The organism is Pseudomonas synxantha (genome assembly GCF_900105675.1).
GTDB classification, from domain to species: Bacteria; Pseudomonadota; Gammaproteobacteria; order Pseudomonadales; family Pseudomonadaceae; genus Aquipseudomonas; species Aquipseudomonas synxantha.
Genome location: NZ_LT629786.1, coordinates 2,171,710 through 2,187,255, shown reverse-complemented (window position 1 = coordinate 2,187,255; position 15,546 = coordinate 2,171,710). Strand labels below are relative to the sequence as shown.

General features: G+C 60.3%; 15 protein-coding genes. 10 read left to right on the top strand and 5 right to left on the bottom strand.

Features of this window, described 5'->3' with window-relative positions:
- Nucleotides 1-28: 28 nt before the first annotated feature.
- Entirely contained in the window at nucleotides 29-1,822 is a 1,794-nt protein-coding gene (locus tag BLU48_RS10475) for a thiamine pyrophosphate-requiring protein (RefSeq protein WP_057022280.1), read from the bottom strand.
- A 128-nt stretch (nucleotides 1,823-1,950) separates the two neighbouring features.
- Nucleotides 1,951-2,172: a PLDc N-terminal domain-containing protein gene (locus BLU48_RS10470; RefSeq protein ID WP_043050188.1), complete on the bottom strand. Its 222-nt coding sequence runs from the start codon at nucleotides 2,170-2,172 to the stop codon at nucleotides 1,951-1,953.
- A gap of 305 nt (nucleotides 2,173-2,477) precedes the next feature.
- On the opposite strand from BLU48_RS10470, the gene BLU48_RS10465 reads away from it, so the two are divergent.
- The 3 genes from BLU48_RS10465 to BLU48_RS10460 all read left to right on the top strand — a co-directional run bounded on the left by BLU48_RS10465 (nucleotide 2,478) and on the right by BLU48_RS10460 (nucleotide 3,563).
- Nucleotides 2,478-2,654, top strand: coding sequence for a con-10 family general stress protein (locus BLU48_RS10465; protein WP_043050189.1), 177 nt, complete (start codon nucleotides 2,478-2,480; stop codon nucleotides 2,652-2,654).
- 59 nt (nucleotides 2,655-2,713) lie between these two features.
- Entirely contained in the window at nucleotides 2,714-2,902 is a 189-nt protein-coding gene (locus BLU48_RS31670) for a hypothetical protein (RefSeq protein ID WP_124356127.1), read from the top strand.
- Between the two features lie 109 nt (nucleotides 2,903-3,011).
- Nucleotides 3,012-3,563 carry an ATP-dependent Clp protease proteolytic subunit gene (locus BLU48_RS10460; RefSeq protein WP_043050190.1) on the top strand — a complete coding sequence of 184 codons (552 nt, stop codon included), beginning with the start codon at nucleotides 3,012-3,014 and terminating at the stop codon, nucleotides 3,561-3,563.
- On the opposite strand, the gene BLU48_RS10455 is transcribed toward BLU48_RS10460, so the two are convergent.
- Together BLU48_RS10455 and BLU48_RS10450 are read right to left on the bottom strand one after the other, a co-directional pair.
- Entirely contained in the window at nucleotides 3,560-4,897 is a 1,338-nt protein-coding gene (locus BLU48_RS10455) for an LLM class flavin-dependent oxidoreductase (RefSeq protein ID WP_046068172.1), read from the bottom strand. The two genes, BLU48_RS10460 and BLU48_RS10455, sit on opposite strands and share 4 nt — an antisense overlap.
- Nucleotides 4,894-5,877, bottom strand: coding sequence for an ABC transporter substrate-binding protein (locus tag BLU48_RS10450; protein ID WP_057022279.1), 984 nt, complete (start codon nucleotides 5,875-5,877; stop codon nucleotides 4,894-4,896). Before BLU48_RS10450 ends, BLU48_RS10455 begins: the two co-directional genes overlap by 4 nt.
- Before the next feature lie 329 nt (nucleotides 5,878-6,206).
- On the opposite strand from BLU48_RS10450, the gene BLU48_RS10445 reads away from it, so the two are divergent.
- Nucleotides 6,207-7,076, top strand: coding sequence for an isocitrate lyase/PEP mutase family protein (locus BLU48_RS10445; protein ID WP_057022278.1), 870 nt, complete (start codon nucleotides 6,207-6,209; stop codon nucleotides 7,074-7,076).
- 22 nt (nucleotides 7,077-7,098) lie between these two features.
- On the opposite strand, the gene BLU48_RS10440 is transcribed toward BLU48_RS10445, so the two are convergent.
- Nucleotides 7,099-7,575, bottom strand: coding sequence for a winged helix-turn-helix transcriptional regulator (locus tag BLU48_RS10440; RefSeq protein WP_057022277.1), 477 nt, complete (start codon nucleotides 7,573-7,575; stop codon nucleotides 7,099-7,101).
- A 107-nt stretch (nucleotides 7,576-7,682) separates the two neighbouring features.
- Between BLU48_RS10440 and fabF the strand changes: the two genes are divergently transcribed.
- The 6 genes from fabF to BLU48_RS10405 all read left to right on the top strand — a co-directional run bounded on the left by fabF (nucleotide 7,683) and on the right by BLU48_RS10405 (nucleotide 15,448).
- Nucleotides 7,683-8,951, top strand: coding sequence for a beta-ketoacyl-ACP synthase II (fabF, locus tag BLU48_RS10435; protein ID WP_057022276.1), 1,269 nt, complete (start codon nucleotides 7,683-7,685; stop codon nucleotides 8,949-8,951).
- A gap of 71 nt (nucleotides 8,952-9,022) precedes the next feature.
- Nucleotides 9,023-9,403, top strand: a complete 381-nt coding sequence (locus BLU48_RS10430) for a RidA family protein (RefSeq protein WP_057022275.1) — start codon at nucleotides 9,023-9,025, stop codon at nucleotides 9,401-9,403.
- A 712-nt stretch (nucleotides 9,404-10,115) separates the two neighbouring features.
- Entirely contained in the window at nucleotides 10,116-11,009 is an 894-nt protein-coding gene (locus tag BLU48_RS10420) for a bestrophin family protein (RefSeq protein ID WP_057022274.1), read from the top strand.
- A gap of 70 nt (nucleotides 11,010-11,079) precedes the next feature.
- Nucleotides 11,080-12,138 (top strand): tetratricopeptide repeat protein, encoded by a 1,059-nt coding sequence (locus BLU48_RS10415; RefSeq protein WP_057022273.1) that lies wholly within the window; start codon nucleotides 11,080-11,082, stop codon nucleotides 12,136-12,138.
- 140 nt (nucleotides 12,139-12,278) lie between these two features.
- The gene (locus tag BLU48_RS10410) at nucleotides 12,279-13,778 is read left to right on the top strand and encodes an ATPase domain-containing protein (protein WP_043049926.1); all 1,500 of its coding nucleotides are present in this window, start codon (nucleotides 12,279-12,281) and stop codon (nucleotides 13,776-13,778) included.
- Nucleotides 13,778-15,448, top strand: a complete 1,671-nt coding sequence (locus BLU48_RS10405; protein ID WP_057022272.1) for an ATP-binding protein — start codon at nucleotides 13,778-13,780, stop codon at nucleotides 15,446-15,448. Before BLU48_RS10410 ends, BLU48_RS10405 begins: the two co-directional genes overlap by 1 nt.
- Nucleotides 15,449-15,546 lie beyond the last annotated feature (98 nt).

The window sequence follows — 15,546 nt, the reverse complement described above, 5'->3', positions numbered from 1 at the left end:
GCAGCCGTTGATTATTGGCATAGCCCGCCTATTTCTTCGCACCACCCGGCAATACGCTGGCCAGCACCTGCTTGGCGGTTTGCACGATTACCCCGGCCTCCTGCGGATCCCCCTGAAGCAATGTGGAGGCAAACTTCTTCGCCTGCTCCAGCTTGATATGCGGCGGCAGTGGCGGCACGTTGGGGTCGGTCTTGAATTCGATCAGCACCGGGATGTCCGATGCCAGCGCCTGTTCCCACGCCGCGGCGACGTCGTCTTCATGCTCGACGAAGATGCCTTTGAGCCCCAGGGAAATGGCGAACAGGTGGTACGGCACATCGGGAATATTCTGCGAGGCTTCGAACTTCGGATCGCCTTCCATGACCCGCTGCTCCCAGGTGACCTGGTTGAGGTCTTCGTTATTGAACACGGCGCAGATCCACTTCGGGCTTTGCCACTTTCGCCAATACTTGGCCACAGTGATCAATTCGGCCAGGTTGTTCATCTGCATCGCGCCATCCCCCACCAGGGCCACGACGGTGCGTTGTGGATGGGCAAATTTGGCCGCGATGGCGTAGGGCACGGCGGCGCCCATGGACGCCAGGCCGCCGGACAGCGAGCATTGCATGCCGCGGCGGATCTTCAGGTCGCGGGCGTACCAGTTGGCGCAGGAGCCGGAGTCACAGGTGATGATCGCGTGGTCCGGCAGGCGTGGCGACAGTTCATGCACGACGCGCTGCGGGTTGATCGGCTTGGCCTTGGCCAAGGCGCGTTTTTCCAGGGTCTTTTCCCAACTGTCACGCCAGCCTTCGACCTGCTTGCGCCACTTGCGCTGGCTCTTGTGTTCCAGCAAAGGCAGCAGCGCCGCCAAGGTTTCCTTGGCGTCACCTACCAAGTTGACTTCCATGGGGTAGCGCAGGCTCAGCATGTCCGGTTGCAGGTCGATCTGCACACCACGGGCTTGGCCTTCCTTGGGCAGGAATTCGGAATAGGGAAACCCCGAACCGATCATCAACAGGGTGTCGCACTCGGTCATCAGCTTATAGCTGGGCTCGGTGCCGAGCAGGCCAATGCTACCGGTGACCCAAGGCAAGTCGTCAGGCAGCACGGCCTTGCCGAGCAGGGCTTTGGCGGCTCCGGCGCCCAGCGCCTCGGCAATGGCGATGACTTCATCGGTGGCTCCCAAGGCACCGGCGCCAACTAGGATGGCGACCTTTTCGCCGCCGTTCAGCACCTCGGCGGCGCGCTCCAGGTCATTGGCATAGGGCAGTACCCTGGGCTTGGTGTAGCCGACGCCGGAATGCGCAGTGCCATGGGCTCGGGCTGGCGCTTCGTAAGGCTGCTCCTGCAGATCGTTGGGCAGGATGATCGCGGTGACCCTGCGCTCGCCCACAGCGGTGCGCACCGCGCGGTCCACTAGATGGCGCACCTGCGCCGGGACCGAGGCCTGTTGCACAAAAGCCCCGGCGACATCCTTGAACATCGAGAGCAGGTCTAGTTCCTGCTGGTAATGACTGCCCAGTGCGGCCCTGGCCTGCTGCCCAGCAATAGCCAGCACCGGCATGTGGTCCATACGCGCGTCATACAGGCCGGTGAGTAAATGCGCAGCGCCCGGGCCGGAGGTGGCGATGCATACCCCCAGTTCGCCGGTGAACTTGGCATGGGCCGAGGCCATGAAAGCGGCCATTTCCTCATGGCGCGCCTGGACGAATTCGATTTTGCCCTTGGCCCGATTCAAGGAGCCGAACACCCCGTTGATACCGTCGCCGGGGTAACCGAAAATACGCGTTACGCCCCACTCGCTGAGCCGTTCAACCAGAAAGTCGCCTACTGTCATTGTCATCGGATTGTTTTCTCCTTTATTTCAGAGAATAGAAGTCCCTGCCGACGTGCATAGTCTTGCGAGGGCACGCTGCCAGGGTTAGTTCAGCTTCATTTGCGCATATTCGGATCAGCGCGCCGTTACCGCTTTCACCCCTTGCTGTGTTCCGGCGACGACGGGCCTTTGGTTACGCCACGGGGCCCGGCCACGCTCCATATCACCGCGCCGACAAATGGCAACACCACCACCAGGGCAGTCCATCCGGCCTTGGTGCCCGAGGTTTTGTCGCTGCGCCATACGCTGTTGATGATCCACAGGTCGAGTAATACGAGGATGACTGCCAGGCCTATCCAGAAATACGTGGTTTGCATGCTGCACCTCCAGGTCAGTGATGCAAGTTAGGTCAAGGGCGAGTGCGAGAGGTTCAATATAAAGGCAACTAAGCGAAGCGGCCGTTGACCCTATGGGCTCAGTTTCGGCGCGCTTGAATGGATCGCAAAAGTTATACGAAGCGGCACGAATTAGCGCTGACTTGTACAAGTTTTTTGCACTGCACTACCATTCATCGCCGCGCCGAAAAATTTTCAAAACGTTTTCGCGGTCGCTCTTCTCGAAGTAAATGCCCGCTGCATCAATGGGCAACTAGCGAAACGACACTTACTTTTGGAGAACGATCATGACCACAAGTAATAAAAACCCTGGAAACTTCGCCAACGATCAACAAAAAGCTTCCGAGGCGGGTAGGAAAGGTGGCCAGGCATCTGGCGGCAACTTTGCCAACGACCGTGAAAAGGCGTCGGAAGCCGGCCGTAAAGGTGGGCAACAAAGCCATGGCGGCGGCCGCAAGTCGTAATTGACGCGACGGTGGGGGCGGCAGTGCCGCCCCTTCTTTTCGACAGTAAGGAGTTGAACATGCAAGCGCCAGTTGATGTGCAGCCTGACGACTTATCTCGTGAGGCTATTATGGAAGGACGAACCGAACCGAAAACGGCAGTGCGTTCGAACCCGCACTCATGTTATGAACACTTGCAGGTTGCCAAACAGGCTGAAATCACTGTTGGTACTGAGCGTGCGCTACCTTTATGCGAAAAGCGCTTATAACCACCGCTCATAAAGGCGGCACATTGTAATTAGTCTGAGCAAGACTGCAAAACAACCTTTAACTTGATAGTTAATGCGGTTAATGCAGGTTTCATTTGCGAGGGACGACATGCCTCTACACGCTATCAACTTCACCGGCCCGATCAATGCATCGACCTGTAGCCAACTCATCGAAAAGGCCACGGTTGCCGTACAGCAGGGTGCCAGCTGCCTGGTGCTGAATATTGCGACCATGGGCGGTGAGTGCAGCTACGGTTTTACGATGTACAACTTTCTGCTGGCCCTGCCGATTCCCGTGCATACCCACAATCTGGGCACGGTGGAGTCGATGGGCAACATTATTTTCCTGGCCGGTGAGCGCAGGACTGCCTGCGCCCATAGCAAATTCCTGTTTCATCCGTTTCATTGGCACCTGCAAGGCGCCGTAGACCATTCGCGCATGTCGGAGTACACCATGAGTCTGGACTACGACCTGCATCTGTACGCACGCATCGTGGCCGAACGTACCCACGATGCCATCGAACAACTGGAAACCGAAAAGTACCTGATCGCTGCGCCGCGCATCTTCGATCCGCACCAGGCCATGGCCTGCGGTTTGATCCATGGCATTGAGCCGACGCTCATCAAGGCAGAATTCGTCACCAGCTTCATTCACTCCTAGCGCGCCTGGACCCGGCCCGGCGTACAGGTTGGAATCGACAACCCCAGGCTCTCACGCAACGTCGAGCCTTCATACGCCGTGCGGTAGACACCGCGCTCCTGCAGCAACGGAATGACTTCCCGGGTGAATCGATCAAACTGCCCTGGGTGCCCGATATAGATATTGAACCCATCCACGGCCCTTGCTTGCAGCCAGTCGGCCATTTTCTCTGCGACCGTGACGGCGCTGCCAACGAAGGCGCCGGGGCGCAGTTGCCGGCCAAACTCGACGGCTTGGCGCAGGGTAAAGCCTTTTTCCCGGGCGTGATCAGCGATGCGCTTGGCCGCAGTGAAAAAGCTGCTGCGCGCCGCCTCCAGGCTCTCTTGGGGGAATGGCGCATCCAGGTCGTACTGGCTGAAATCATGCCAGCCGAAGTTGCGTCCGAATTCCTTGAGTGCCAGTTCAAAACTATGGTCGAGCTGATGGTAGTGCTGCTCGATTTCCCTGGCGTGCGCATCGGTATCGCCCACGTAGATTTCTGCCCCGGGCATGATCAATATCTGCTCCGGATCGCGCCCCCGTTGCAGCGCCCTGCCCTTGATATCCCGGTAAAACGCCTGGCCCTGCTCGATGCTGGCCGCATGGGTGAAAATGACATCCGCCGTGGCGGCGCCCAGGTCACGGCCAGGCTCTGAGTCGCCGGCCTGGAAGATCACCGGCTGGCCCTGGGGTGAGCGCTGGATATTCAGCGGCCCGACCACGGAGAAATGTTCGCCCTGATGATTCAGGCTGTGCAGCTTGCTCGGATCAAGAAACTGGCCGGTAGCCCGGTTGCGCACAAAGGCATCCTCCTCATAGGAGTTCCACAAGCCCTGCACCACTTGTACATGTTCAGCGGCGCGGCCATAGCGCGTGGCATAGTCATAATGTTCGTCGCGGCTGTAATTGCCCGCAGTGCCGGCATCGCCGCTGGTCACCACGTTCCAGCCGGCGCGGCCTTTGCTGATCAGGTCCAGGGACGCCAGGCGCCGGGCGACGTTATAGGGCGAGTTGTAGGAAGTGGTCAGCGTACCGACCAGGCCGATATGCCGGGTGCTCACCGCCAATGCCGATAATAGCGTCAGCGGTTCCAGGCGATTGAGGTAATGGGACGGCGAACCTTCGGTGATGAACTGGCTGTCGACGATAAACATCAGGTCGAACAGCGCCGCCTCGGCCTGGCGCGCAATGTCGATGTACCAGTCGACGTTGACGCTGGCATCGGCCGGCAATTGCGGGTCAAGCCACAGGTTATGCCGGCCCGGCCCGCCGCAACCCATGGTCAGGGCGCCGAGTTTGAGCTGTCTTTGAGTCATTGTGCAGGGGTTCCTTGAAGAGTCCCGGGCTGGGCTTCGGCCACGGCAGGCTGCAAGAACGCCGTGAATGAAGGGTCGAACAGGGTGGCGGCCGGGTAGGACTTGACCAGGCCCTGGCTGGCAAAAAACTCCACGGTCTTTTGCGCTTCCACAGGCGTCTGGGCCGTCAATGGCTCGACGGTGGTGCGCGCACGGGCAAACCAGGCGCGGGCGATGTCAGCGTCGGCGCGGGTGCGCTTGGCCCAGGCGTCGGCATACGCATTGGCGTTGGCCGGGTTCTGCCGGGCCCAGTCACGGGCTTTTTTCAGGCGCTGGAGAAAATCGCTGATGGGCCCACGCTTGGCCTCGACGGCACCGGCATTGGCGGCAATGAAGCTCTGGGCGGGAATCAACCCCTCGGCGGTCGCCAGTACCCGCGCACCCTGGCGCTCCTGTTGCGTGACGTAGGGTTCCCAGGTGGCGATGACGTCAACCGAACCGCCTTCCAGCGCATGGGACGCATCCAGTGCACTGAGGTAGCGCCATTGCAGGGTGTCTGGTGCCACCCCCGCGTTGTCCAGCGCGGTCAGCAGCAATTGCTGGCTCCAGGAGCCTTTCCAGATCGCCGCGCGTTTACCGGCAAGATCGGCCAGGCTGTGGATCGACGATTCTTTTTTCACCAGGATCGCCACGCCCTCGAGGTTCTGTCGGCTGACCGCGATCACCTTGATCGGCGCGCCCAATGCGCCCAGGAACAATACCGGCGCATCCCCCAGCAGGCCTATATCCAGGCTGCCGACGTTGAGCGCCTCGGCCACCGGGGAGCCGGCGGTGAATTGCTTCCAATCCAGTGTGTAGGGCAGATCATCCAGCACCCCCGCCGCTTCCATCACGGCCTGAGCGTTGTAACTCTGGTCGCCGACGACCAGGGTGTGTGCCTGTGCCGTCAGGCACAGTAAGGCGGCGGTGAACCCCGCCGCCAGTGTTGTCAGGTAACGCACGTTCGTCTCCAGATGCCCGGTCAGGGCATTTCAAGTCGATCCGCGCGCGCGGTCTCGGCAATGGTTGTCAGTGTCGATACGATGAGGTTGCAGTGATCAGGTGTAAAATACCCATAATGCATAACGTAATTCTTTAATAATGCAGCTATTGCATCTAATTGATCTTCTGGCCGGCTTCTCCATCCTCAACCCTTTAACCGACCCGTCATGGGCTCGCTACGCGGGCCATGCTCAAACGTCATAATCCTGCGGGCGTCTGCGTGGTAATCTCACGCCACCACGAATAGACATTGATCGTCACTTGACGATGACCAAAGCCAGGAAAGAACATGCCCAAGATTTCTCACTCAGCGCTACGCCGCAACTTCCGTGACCTGCTTGCAACGCCCATCTGCGTTGAAACCGCTTCCGTATTCGACCCCATGTCTGCTCGCATCGCGGCTGACCTGGGTTTTGAAGTCGGGATCCTGGGCGGCTCAGTCGCTTCCCTGCAGGTACTGGCGGCCCCCGATTTTGCGTTGATTACCCTGAGTGAGTTCGTTGAGCAGGCCACCCGCATTGGCCGTGTTGCCCAGTTGCCGTTCATTGCCGACGCCGATCATGGCTATGGCAACGCCCTGAATGTGATGCGCACCGTCGAAGAGCTGGAACGTGCCGGCGTCGCGGCGCTGACCATTGAAGACACCCTGCTGCCTGCGCAATTCGGGCGCAAATCCACGGATCTGATTTCGGTCGAGGAAGGCATCGGCAAGGTCAAGGCCGCCCTTGAAGCGCGGGTCGACCCTGAGCTGTCGATTATTGCCCGCACCAACGCGGGTGTGCTGCCCACTCCAGACGTGATTGCACGCACCAAGGCCTATGAAAAGGCCGGTGCCGATGGCATTTGCATGGTCGGGGTCAAAGACTTCGAGCACCTGGAGCAGATCGCAGAAAACCTCACCGTGCCGCTGATGCTGGTGACCTATGGCAACCCACAACTGCACGACAGCGAGCGCTTGGCCAGCCTGGGCGTACGTATCGTGGTGGCCGGGCATGGCGCCTACTTCGCCGCTATCAAGGCCACCTACGACAGCCTGCGTGCGCAGCGCCAGCTGACCCACAGCACTTCGAACCTCAGTGCAACGGAACTGACCCACACCTACACCTTGCCCGAAAGCTATGTGGCGTGGGCAGAAGAGTTCATGGACGTTAAAGAGTAATTACTGTCGCGTACTGCCTGAATCACTCAGGGGCCAGCCGCTTGCGCATGCCTGCGCTGGCGGCCGGACCGGCCTGTACAAGGCACTGGTCCAGTGGCACTACCGCACCTTCAGCCGTTGCCATCATCGGCTGCACCGGACGGCCCGTATCGCGTTCCACCACCTCCACACTGGCGCCCTCTTCGGCGTAATGCCGGTTGCCCCACGCCACCAATGACATCAGCACCATACGGAAGTCCTCACCCTTGGCCGTCGGCACATATTCGTAGCGTGGCGGCCGCTCGTTGTAGGCGCGGCGCTCCAGCATCCCCGCCTCGACCAAGCCATTGAGGCGGCGCGTCAGCATGTTGGGCGCGATACCCAGGCTGCGCGAGAACTCATCGAAACGCCGCAAACCGTGCAACGCGTCACGCATGATCAAGATGCTCCACCACTCCCCTACCCGCTCAAGGCTGCGGGCGATTGGGCATTCGTCACTGATGAGGGATTTGCGCTGCATAAGAAGTCCTGGGTGCAAGTTCACACTTGTGTGGCGCCATGTTACTTTCATGATGATAGTGACGTCCATACGCTAGGTATCCCTCAAGCAACAGGAGTCGATTGATCATGAGTAAACGTATCGTCGTGACGGGCATGGGCGCGCTGACGCCACTGGGGTCGAGCGTGGAATCCACTTGGCAACGCTTGCTGGACGGACAGTCGGGTATCCGTCGTTTGCCGCAAGCATTGATCGGTGATTTGGCGATCAGTATCGGCGGCCAGGTGCAAAACATGGAGCAAGACCCCGAAGCCGGATTTGACCCAGATCGACTGTTGGCCGCCAAGGAACAGCGCAAGATGGATCGTTTTATCCTGTTCGCCCTGGCGGCGGCGGATGAAGCCTTGATGCAAGCCGATTGGGCACCGAAAACGCCCGAGGAGCAGGAGCGCACCGCAACCATCATCGCTTCCGGTGTCGGTGGTTTCCCGGCGATAGCCGACGCGGTGCGCACCACCGATAGCAAAGGCCCGCGTCGTTTGTCGCCGTTCACCATCCCGTCGTTTTTGAGCAACATGGCCGCCGGGCACGTGTCGATCAACTACGGCCTGAAAGGCCCCCTGGGCGCGCCGGTGACCGCGTGTGCGGCCGGCGTCCAGGCCATCGGTGACGCAGCGCGCATGATCCGCGCCGGGGAAATCGATGTCGCAGTCTGCGGCGGTGCCGAAGCGGCAATTCATCGGGTCAGCCTTGCCGGCTTTGCCGCGGCACGAGCGTTGTCCAGCGCGTTCAATGACGCGCCGGAGCGTGCTTCACGGCCGTTCGACCAGGCACGCGATGGTTTCGTGATGGGCGAAGGCGCCGGCATTCTGGTCATCGAGGAACTGGAACATGCCCTGGCCCGCGGTGCGCAGCCGATTGCCGAGCTGGTGGGGTATGGCACCAGTGCAGACGCATACCACATGACGGCCGGGCCGGAGGATGGAGATGGCGCGCGTCGGGCGATGACCCAGGCGCTGCGCCAGGCAGGCATCGACGCGTCGCAGGTGCAGTACTTGAACGCCCACGCGACCTCCACGCCGGTAGGTGACAAAGGCGAACTGGCAGCGATCAAGACAGTCTTCGGTACCGGCAGCGGGCCGGCCATCAGCTCGACCAAATCCGCCACCGGCCACTTGCTCGGCGCGGCTGGAGGTATCGAAGCCGTGTTCACCGTGCTGGCCCTGCGTGACCAGATCGCGCCAATGACGCTCAACCTGGACAACCCGGACGCTCTCGCCGACGGCCTGGACATGGTGCGCGTTGCGGCGCGGCCCATGCCGATTGAATATGCGCTGTCCAATGGCTTCGGCTTTGGCGGCGTAAACGCCAGCGTGCTGTTCAGGCGTTGGACGTGAGCTGGGGTTTGCCCCTGAGGTGAATTTCGCGGACCATGGCGCCTTTCTGTCCCTGCCAACAAGAGGTGCCCATGGCCAACCACGACCTGTCCTACACCCCCGACCCGGATGCCGATTCCATTTCTTCCGATGTTATCGGCTTCAACGGCATCCTGGTTTCCACCCAAGTGCCAACCCGCGCCGACGGCAGCCTGGAACTGGGCGATGTCACTCTGCAAAGCGAGTGCACCCTGCAAGCCTTGAAAGTCGCGCTAGAAAAAGCCGGCAGCTCCATGGACCGGGTCATGCACCTGACCATCTACCTCACCGACATGGCCGACCGTGCGGCGTTCAACGAAGTCTACAAGCGCTTTTTCGCCAAACCATGGCCGGTACGCGCTGCGGTGGGCGTTGCTGCGCTGGCTGTGGAAGGCATGCGTGTCGAAGTGACGGCGATGGCGGCCAAGGCCTGACGGCCACCGAGTATTCGCATGGTGCGCCGCGAACCAAATATGGGAGGGGCATGGGTATCTACACAAATCTGACGTAGCGACCGTCAGTAACCACGATGCGCAGCGAGCCGCTCTTGATCTTGATCTGCTTTTGATCTTAGGCGCCCCGTTAAACCACGCTGGCCGGAATTCGACAGGGATTTGGGGGGTAAACCGGCAGGGATGCCGGTTTAGCCGCCCCGCGCCATGGATGGCGCGTGGCGGCGGCCCCCCAAATCCATGTCGGATTACGGGTACACCGAGCCTGGGCGAGGTGCCGAGTGGTGGGGCAAGAGCCTTTTGGTTACTTTTGGGCTCTTTTCAAAAGTGACCCGCCGTCAGGGCGGAACCAATAGCCGCCGTTACCGCAGGAATGGATATGTACTCGGTCTGATCCAACATCCTGGTCGGCCCTGAGGCCGCCATCGGGAGCAAGCCCCCTCCCACAGGTACAGCGCCATACCAGAAATTGTGTAGATACCTATAGCCATTGGGGCAAGCCCCCTCCCACATTTTTACCGAGTGCAGTCAATCAGACCGCCACGAAATCAAGTTCCCTCGTCGCAAATTCAGGGGCACGCCACGCCTGCCCTCCCCCTGATCGATACCAATGATCAGGCGGTCGACCCAAGTGATTGGACGCTCTGCCTGCCAGCTTCTAACCTGACGGCCTGCACCACCACAGAAGCCTGCCATGATCGTTCGTCCAAAGCCCAACCTCCTGGGTATCCTGTTTTCTCTCAAGGGCTCGATTGCCAAGCGCATTGCCTGGCGCAGCCTGATGGTCACGCTGCTCGCCTCAGTGATCGTGCTGGTGGAAACCCTGCACCCGGCGTACTTTTCCAAGGTCAACGCCACGCCGTTCACCTTGCTGGGTTTGTCGTTGTCGATCTTCATGAGTTTTCGCAACAATGCCTGCTACGACCGCTGGTGGGAGGGCCGCAAACAGCTTGGGCAAATGATCATTGAGGTGCGTTCGCTGATCCGCGAAACCCAGGTGCTGGGCGACACCGTCGAGCGTAACGGCTTGTTGCGCGGCCTGTGCGGTTTTGCCCACGGCTTGATCGCTCATCTGCGCCGTGAAGATGAAACCCGCGCGATAACACCCTGGATAGCGGTGCAAGCAAGCCACCCCAACCTGCCTGACAGCGTGCTGCAAACACTCGGTGCGCGGTTTTCCGCACTGGCCTGCCAGGGTGTGATCAGTGAGTGGCGCTACACCCAACTGGAGGCCCGGCTGGTCAGCCTGAGCCAGGTGCAGGCGTCGTGCGAGCGCGTCAAGACCACACCGCTGCCCTTCCCCTACACCCTGCTGCTGCACCGTACCATCTACCTGTTCTGCATCCTGCTGCCATTCGCCATGGCCGAGCCGCTGGGATGGTTGACGCCGGTGTTCACCGCTATCGTCAGCTACACCTTCTTTGGCCTGGATGCGATCGGCGACGAATTGGAGGACCCGTTCGGCTTCGACGAAAACGACCTGCCGTGCGATGCCATCCTGCGTACCCTGGAGCGCGAGATCCTCGCGGCCCTTGGCGTAGACGAACTACCTCCTGCCCTTGAGCCGCTGGATTACGTGCTGACCTGACGCCGGTTTGACACCTGCCTTGCACTGACCGAAGCTTGGGGCTTTGCTGCTCGAGCTTTCGGACACCCGCATGTCAAAGTCACGCCGTTATTCCATCATCGGCCTGTGTGCCCTGTTGCTGATCGTACTGGTCAGCTGGTTTTTTTCCCGCACCGCACCTGTCGCCGTGACACCGGCCATTGCCCATGGTTACTCCAAGGCATTGAAGCAGGCACACAACGGTGAGCCGGGCGCGGCGCGGGTGCTGTATCAACAGCTGGGGCGCCCGGACCTGTCGCCTGAACGCCGCGCCGCCTTGCATGCCGAGTTGCCCAATTACCCCAGCCCTCAAGCACTTAAGCTGGCGGATAAAGACTTGGCCAATGAATCGCCAGTGGTGCGCGAAGCCGCGATTCACAGCATCGTCGGCCTGGTACCCAGCGGCCAGCGCACCTTGCTGCTCGGCCCGGTCCTGGATGATCCCGAACAGCCAGTGCGCTTTGCCGCCGCCAATGCCTTGCTCGGCCTGTCGCCGGATACCCTGGGCTTGTATTTCGGCCCCCTGCAGCAGGTGCTCGACGAGTTCGTGAAAACCCTCAAGGCCCAGCCCGAGACCGCCGAAGGCTGGATTCAACTGGCACGCCTGTACATCCACAGCGCCCTGTTGCCGCAGGCACAAAACGCCCTGGAGCAGGCGATGCGTTTGCAGCCGGATAACTTGCAGGCGGTCGTGTCGCAGATCGAACTGCTGGACAAGCAAGGCAAGAGCGACGAGTCGCGCCAACTGTTGGCGCGGCAATTGGCGGCGCACCCGGAGTCGGCCTACCTGCAGCATGCCTTGGGCATGTGGCTGCTGCACCATGGCGAGCGCCCGTATGCGCTGCTCGGCCTGTCCAAGGCGGTGGAGCTTGAGCCGGACAACCAGGATTACCGCTACGACCTGGCCACCACCCTGCATGCCCAAGACGAAGTCGAGGCAGCCCAGCGTCAACTGGAAGAAATCGTCCAGCGTCATCCGGCCAACCGCAAGGCCCGCGTGCTGCTGGTCAACTACTGGAAAGAAACCGGGCAACTGCAGAACGTCCAGGTACTGCTCGCGCAACTGGAGCAGCAGAACCCGGACGACCCGGCGCTGCAACAAGGTCTGTAGGCGCCAGCTTGCTCGTGCCGTACCGGGGCCTTCTGCAATTTTTACGAAACGTTGAACCGCCACTGGCCACTACGGTCAAGTAAATATGGCGCGTCCCTCTCGGCGCGCCCCTCTACTTGTACGTGACCCGAGGGCACTTCTTGTCTACATCCAAAGAGCTGTTCAGTGAAAAGGCGGCCACCGGCATCGAAGGTCTTGATGACATTCTTGCCGGGGGGCTATCGCGCAGCCATCTGTTCCTCCTGGAAGGCGAACCCGGCACCGGTAAAACCACCGTGGCGTTGCACTTCCTGCAGGCCGGCGCGCAAAACGGTGAACGCTGCTTGTATATCACCCTGTCGGAGACTGAGCGCGAATTGCGCCAGGGTGCCAAGTCCCATGGCTGGGACCTGGATGACAATATCTTTATTTTCGAATTGACCCCACCGGAGAGCCTGCTCAACGCCGAGCACCAGCAAAGTCTGCTGTATTCCTCCGACCTTGAACTGGGTGAGGCCACCCGCCAGATTTTTGAAGTGGTAGAACGGGTCAAGCCGACCCGCGTGGTGGTCGACAGTCTCTCGGAAATCCGCCTGCTGGCGCAAAGCTCCCTGCGCTACCGCCGGCAGATCCTGGCCATCAAGCATTACTTCGTGCGCTATGACGCGACTGTATTACTGTTGGATGACCTGACCACCGAATCCCTGGATAAAACCGTGCACAGCGTTGCCCACGGGGTGATCCGCCTTGAGGAACTGACCCCCAACTACGGTGCCGAGCGCCGCCGTGTGAGGGTGGTGAAATACCGCGGCCAGAAATACCGTGGCGGTTTTCACGATTTCACCATCATGGGCGACGGCATCCACGTGTTCCCGCGCCTGGTGGCAGCTGAGCATCGTGGCGGCTACAACCGCCAGACATTGACCTGTGGCATCCCGGAACTGGATTCGCTGCTCGGCGGCGGTATCGAGACTGGCTCCAGCAGCCTGATCCTTGGCCCGGCCGGCACCGGCAAGTCGCTGATCTCGATGATCTTCGCCGCCGCCGCGGTGGCTCGTGGCGAGAAAGCCGCATTGTTTATCTTCGATGAAGAACTGGGCCTGCTGTTCGAGCGCATGAAAAACATGGGCATCGACCTCGCTGCGTTGCAAGGCACCGGCAACCTGCTGATCGAACAGGTCGACGCCGCTGAGTTGTCCCCCGGCGAATTCTCGCACCGCGTACGTCGCTGCGTGGATGAAGGCGGCATCAAGACCGTGGTCATCGACAGTATCAACGGCTACCAGGCTGCCATGCCGGAAGAGAACGCGCTGATCCTGCACATGCACGAGCTGCTGCTGTACCTCAATCGCCGCGGTGCCGCGACCTTCATGACCGTGGCCCAACATGGATTGGTTGGCGATATGCAAACCCCCGTCGACATTACCTACCTGGCCGATACCGTGATTCTGCTGCGCTATTTTGAAGCCCTGGGCAAAGTCCGCCGGGCCATTTCAATCATCAAGAAAAGGACCGGCTCACACGAGTCGACCATTCGCGAATACCGTATCGGCAGCCGCGGCATGACGGTTGGCGAACCGCTGGATAATTTCCAGGGTGTACTGCGCGGCATTCCGATTTATATGGGCGCCGGTTCCCCACTGCTGAAGGATGAGGGCTAGTGCCGGCTCTTTCTCCGGTCTCAGAACGTGCCATCGTCCTGGCACCCATGGGCCGCGACGGTTCGCTGGCGCTGATGATGCTCAATGAGGCAGGCTACAGCGGCATGGTGGTCAGCAACCTAAGCGCGCTGTGCGAAGCCATGGAGCAAGGCGCCGGCATGCTGATCATTGCGGCCGAGGCGTTGCGCGGCGTGGATCTTGAGCCGCTGCTCAATCATTTGCACCAGCAGCCGGCGTGGTCCGACCTGCCTATCGTGCTGATGACCCATCACGGCGGCAACGAGCAGAACGGCACATCGCACTTGAGTGGCTTGCTGGGTAACGTAACGTTCCTGGAGCGCCCCTTCCACCCGGTCACGCTGATCAGCCTGGTCAGCACTGCCCTGCGCGGTCGGCGGCGCCAATACGAAGCACGCGACCGATTGATCGACCTGAGCGAAAGCGAACTGCGCCTGCAACGCATCCTGGAAACCCTTGAACAGCAAGTCGAAGAACGTACGGCGCAATTGCGGCAAAACGAAGAAGCCTTGCGCCAGTCACAGAAAATGGAAGCCGTCGGCCAGTTGACCGGCGGCATCGCCCATGACTTCAACAATATGCTTACAGGGATCATCGGCAGCCTGGAGTTGCTCCGCAGGCGCGTGTCCCGCGGCAAGCTGGATGATCTGGACAGCCTGATCGACCTGGGCGTCACCTCGGCAAACCGCGCTGCCGCCCTCACCCACCGCCTGCTGGCTTTCTCCAGGCGCCAGTCATTGGATTCCAAACCCGTGGAAATCAACCAATTGGTGTCCTCCATGGGCGAGTTGCTGCAACGCAGCATCAACGAAAGCATCGCACTGGACATGCGCCTGGCGAGCACGCTGTGGACTGCCGAAGCCGACCCCAATCAACTGGAAAGTGCACTGCTCAACTTGGTCATCAATGCCCGAGATGCGATGCCCAACGGCGGCAAGTTGATCGTCGAAACCTGTAACCGGCATCTGGACAGCGTATTCACTGCGGCCTACGGCACCTTGCAGCCCGGCGATTACGTTGAACTGAGCGTCAGCGATACAGGCTGCGGGATTCCCGAACATCTGATGAACCGTGTGTTCGACCCGTTTTTTACCACCAAGCCCATCGGCCAGGGCACGGGGCTGGGACTGTCGATGATCTACGGCTTCGCCCGCCAATCCCACGGCCATGTGACGATTCACAGCCAACTCGGCAAAGGCACCACGGTAAGTTTGTTTCTGCCGCGTTTCATTGGCGAGATGCAGACACAGGAGCCGATCAACCCGACATTGTTGCCGTTTGCCAGTGCGGGGGAAACCGTACTGATCGTCGAAGACGATCCCGCTGTCCGGGTATTGGTCAGCGCCGTACTCAAAGAGTTGGGCTATGGATTTGTCGAGGCGTGCGACGCGGATACGGCGGTGCCGATCATTGAGTCCGGGCAACGCATTGATCTAATGATCAGCGATGTCGGCTTGCCCGGCATGAACGGGCGGCAATTGGCAGAAATTGGTCGGCAGATTCGCCCGGCTCTCAAGGTGTTGTTCATCACCGGTTATGCCGAACATGCGGCGGTGCGCGGGGGCTTCCTGGACCCCGGGATGCAGTTGATCACCAAGCCGTTCACCTTTGATTTATTGACGGCCAAGGTGCGGGAGATGATCCAGGTGTAGAGCAGTCAGAACTCGTAATAGGCTGTAATGGTTTAACAAGCAGCAGATGGAATCGATGTAGGTTTCTTTCCACATAGGGTTGCGAACAACTTTTGTAA

What these genes read in the sequence shown, in the direction of transcription:
- BLU48_RS10475 (WP_057022280.1), bottom strand. Translation starts at nt 1,822, where the DNA reads ATGACAATGACAGTAGGCGACTTTCTGGTTGAACGGCTCAGCGAGTGG.
- BLU48_RS10470 (WP_043050188.1), bottom strand. Translation starts at nt 2,172, where the DNA reads ATGCAAACCACGTATTTCTGGATAGGCCTGGCAGTCATCCTCGTATTA.
- BLU48_RS10465 (WP_043050189.1), top strand. Translation starts at nt 2,478, where the DNA reads ATGACCACAAGTAATAAAAACCCTGGAAACTTCGCCAACGATCAACAA.
- BLU48_RS31670 (WP_124356127.1), top strand. Translation starts at nt 2,714, where the DNA reads ATGCAAGCGCCAGTTGATGTGCAGCCTGACGACTTATCTCGTGAGGCT.
- BLU48_RS10460 (WP_043050190.1), top strand. Translation starts at nt 3,012, where the DNA reads ATGCCTCTACACGCTATCAACTTCACCGGCCCGATCAATGCATCGACC.
- BLU48_RS10455 (WP_046068172.1), bottom strand. Translation starts at nt 4,897, where the DNA reads ATGACTCAAAGACAGCTCAAACTCGGCGCCCTGACCATGGGTTGCGGC.
- BLU48_RS10445 (WP_057022278.1), top strand. Translation starts at nt 6,207, where the DNA reads ATGCCCAAGATTTCTCACTCAGCGCTACGCCGCAACTTCCGTGACCTG.
- BLU48_RS10440 (WP_057022277.1), bottom strand. Translation starts at nt 7,575, where the DNA reads ATGCAGCGCAAATCCCTCATCAGTGACGAATGCCCAATCGCCCGCAGC.
- fabF (WP_057022276.1), top strand. Translation starts at nt 7,683, where the DNA reads ATGAGTAAACGTATCGTCGTGACGGGCATGGGCGCGCTGACGCCACTG.
- BLU48_RS10430 (WP_057022275.1), top strand. Translation starts at nt 9,023, where the DNA reads ATGGCCAACCACGACCTGTCCTACACCCCCGACCCGGATGCCGATTCC.
- BLU48_RS10420 (WP_057022274.1), top strand. Translation starts at nt 10,116, where the DNA reads ATGATCGTTCGTCCAAAGCCCAACCTCCTGGGTATCCTGTTTTCTCTC.
- BLU48_RS10415 (WP_057022273.1), top strand. Translation starts at nt 11,080, where the DNA reads ATGTCAAAGTCACGCCGTTATTCCATCATCGGCCTGTGTGCCCTGTTG.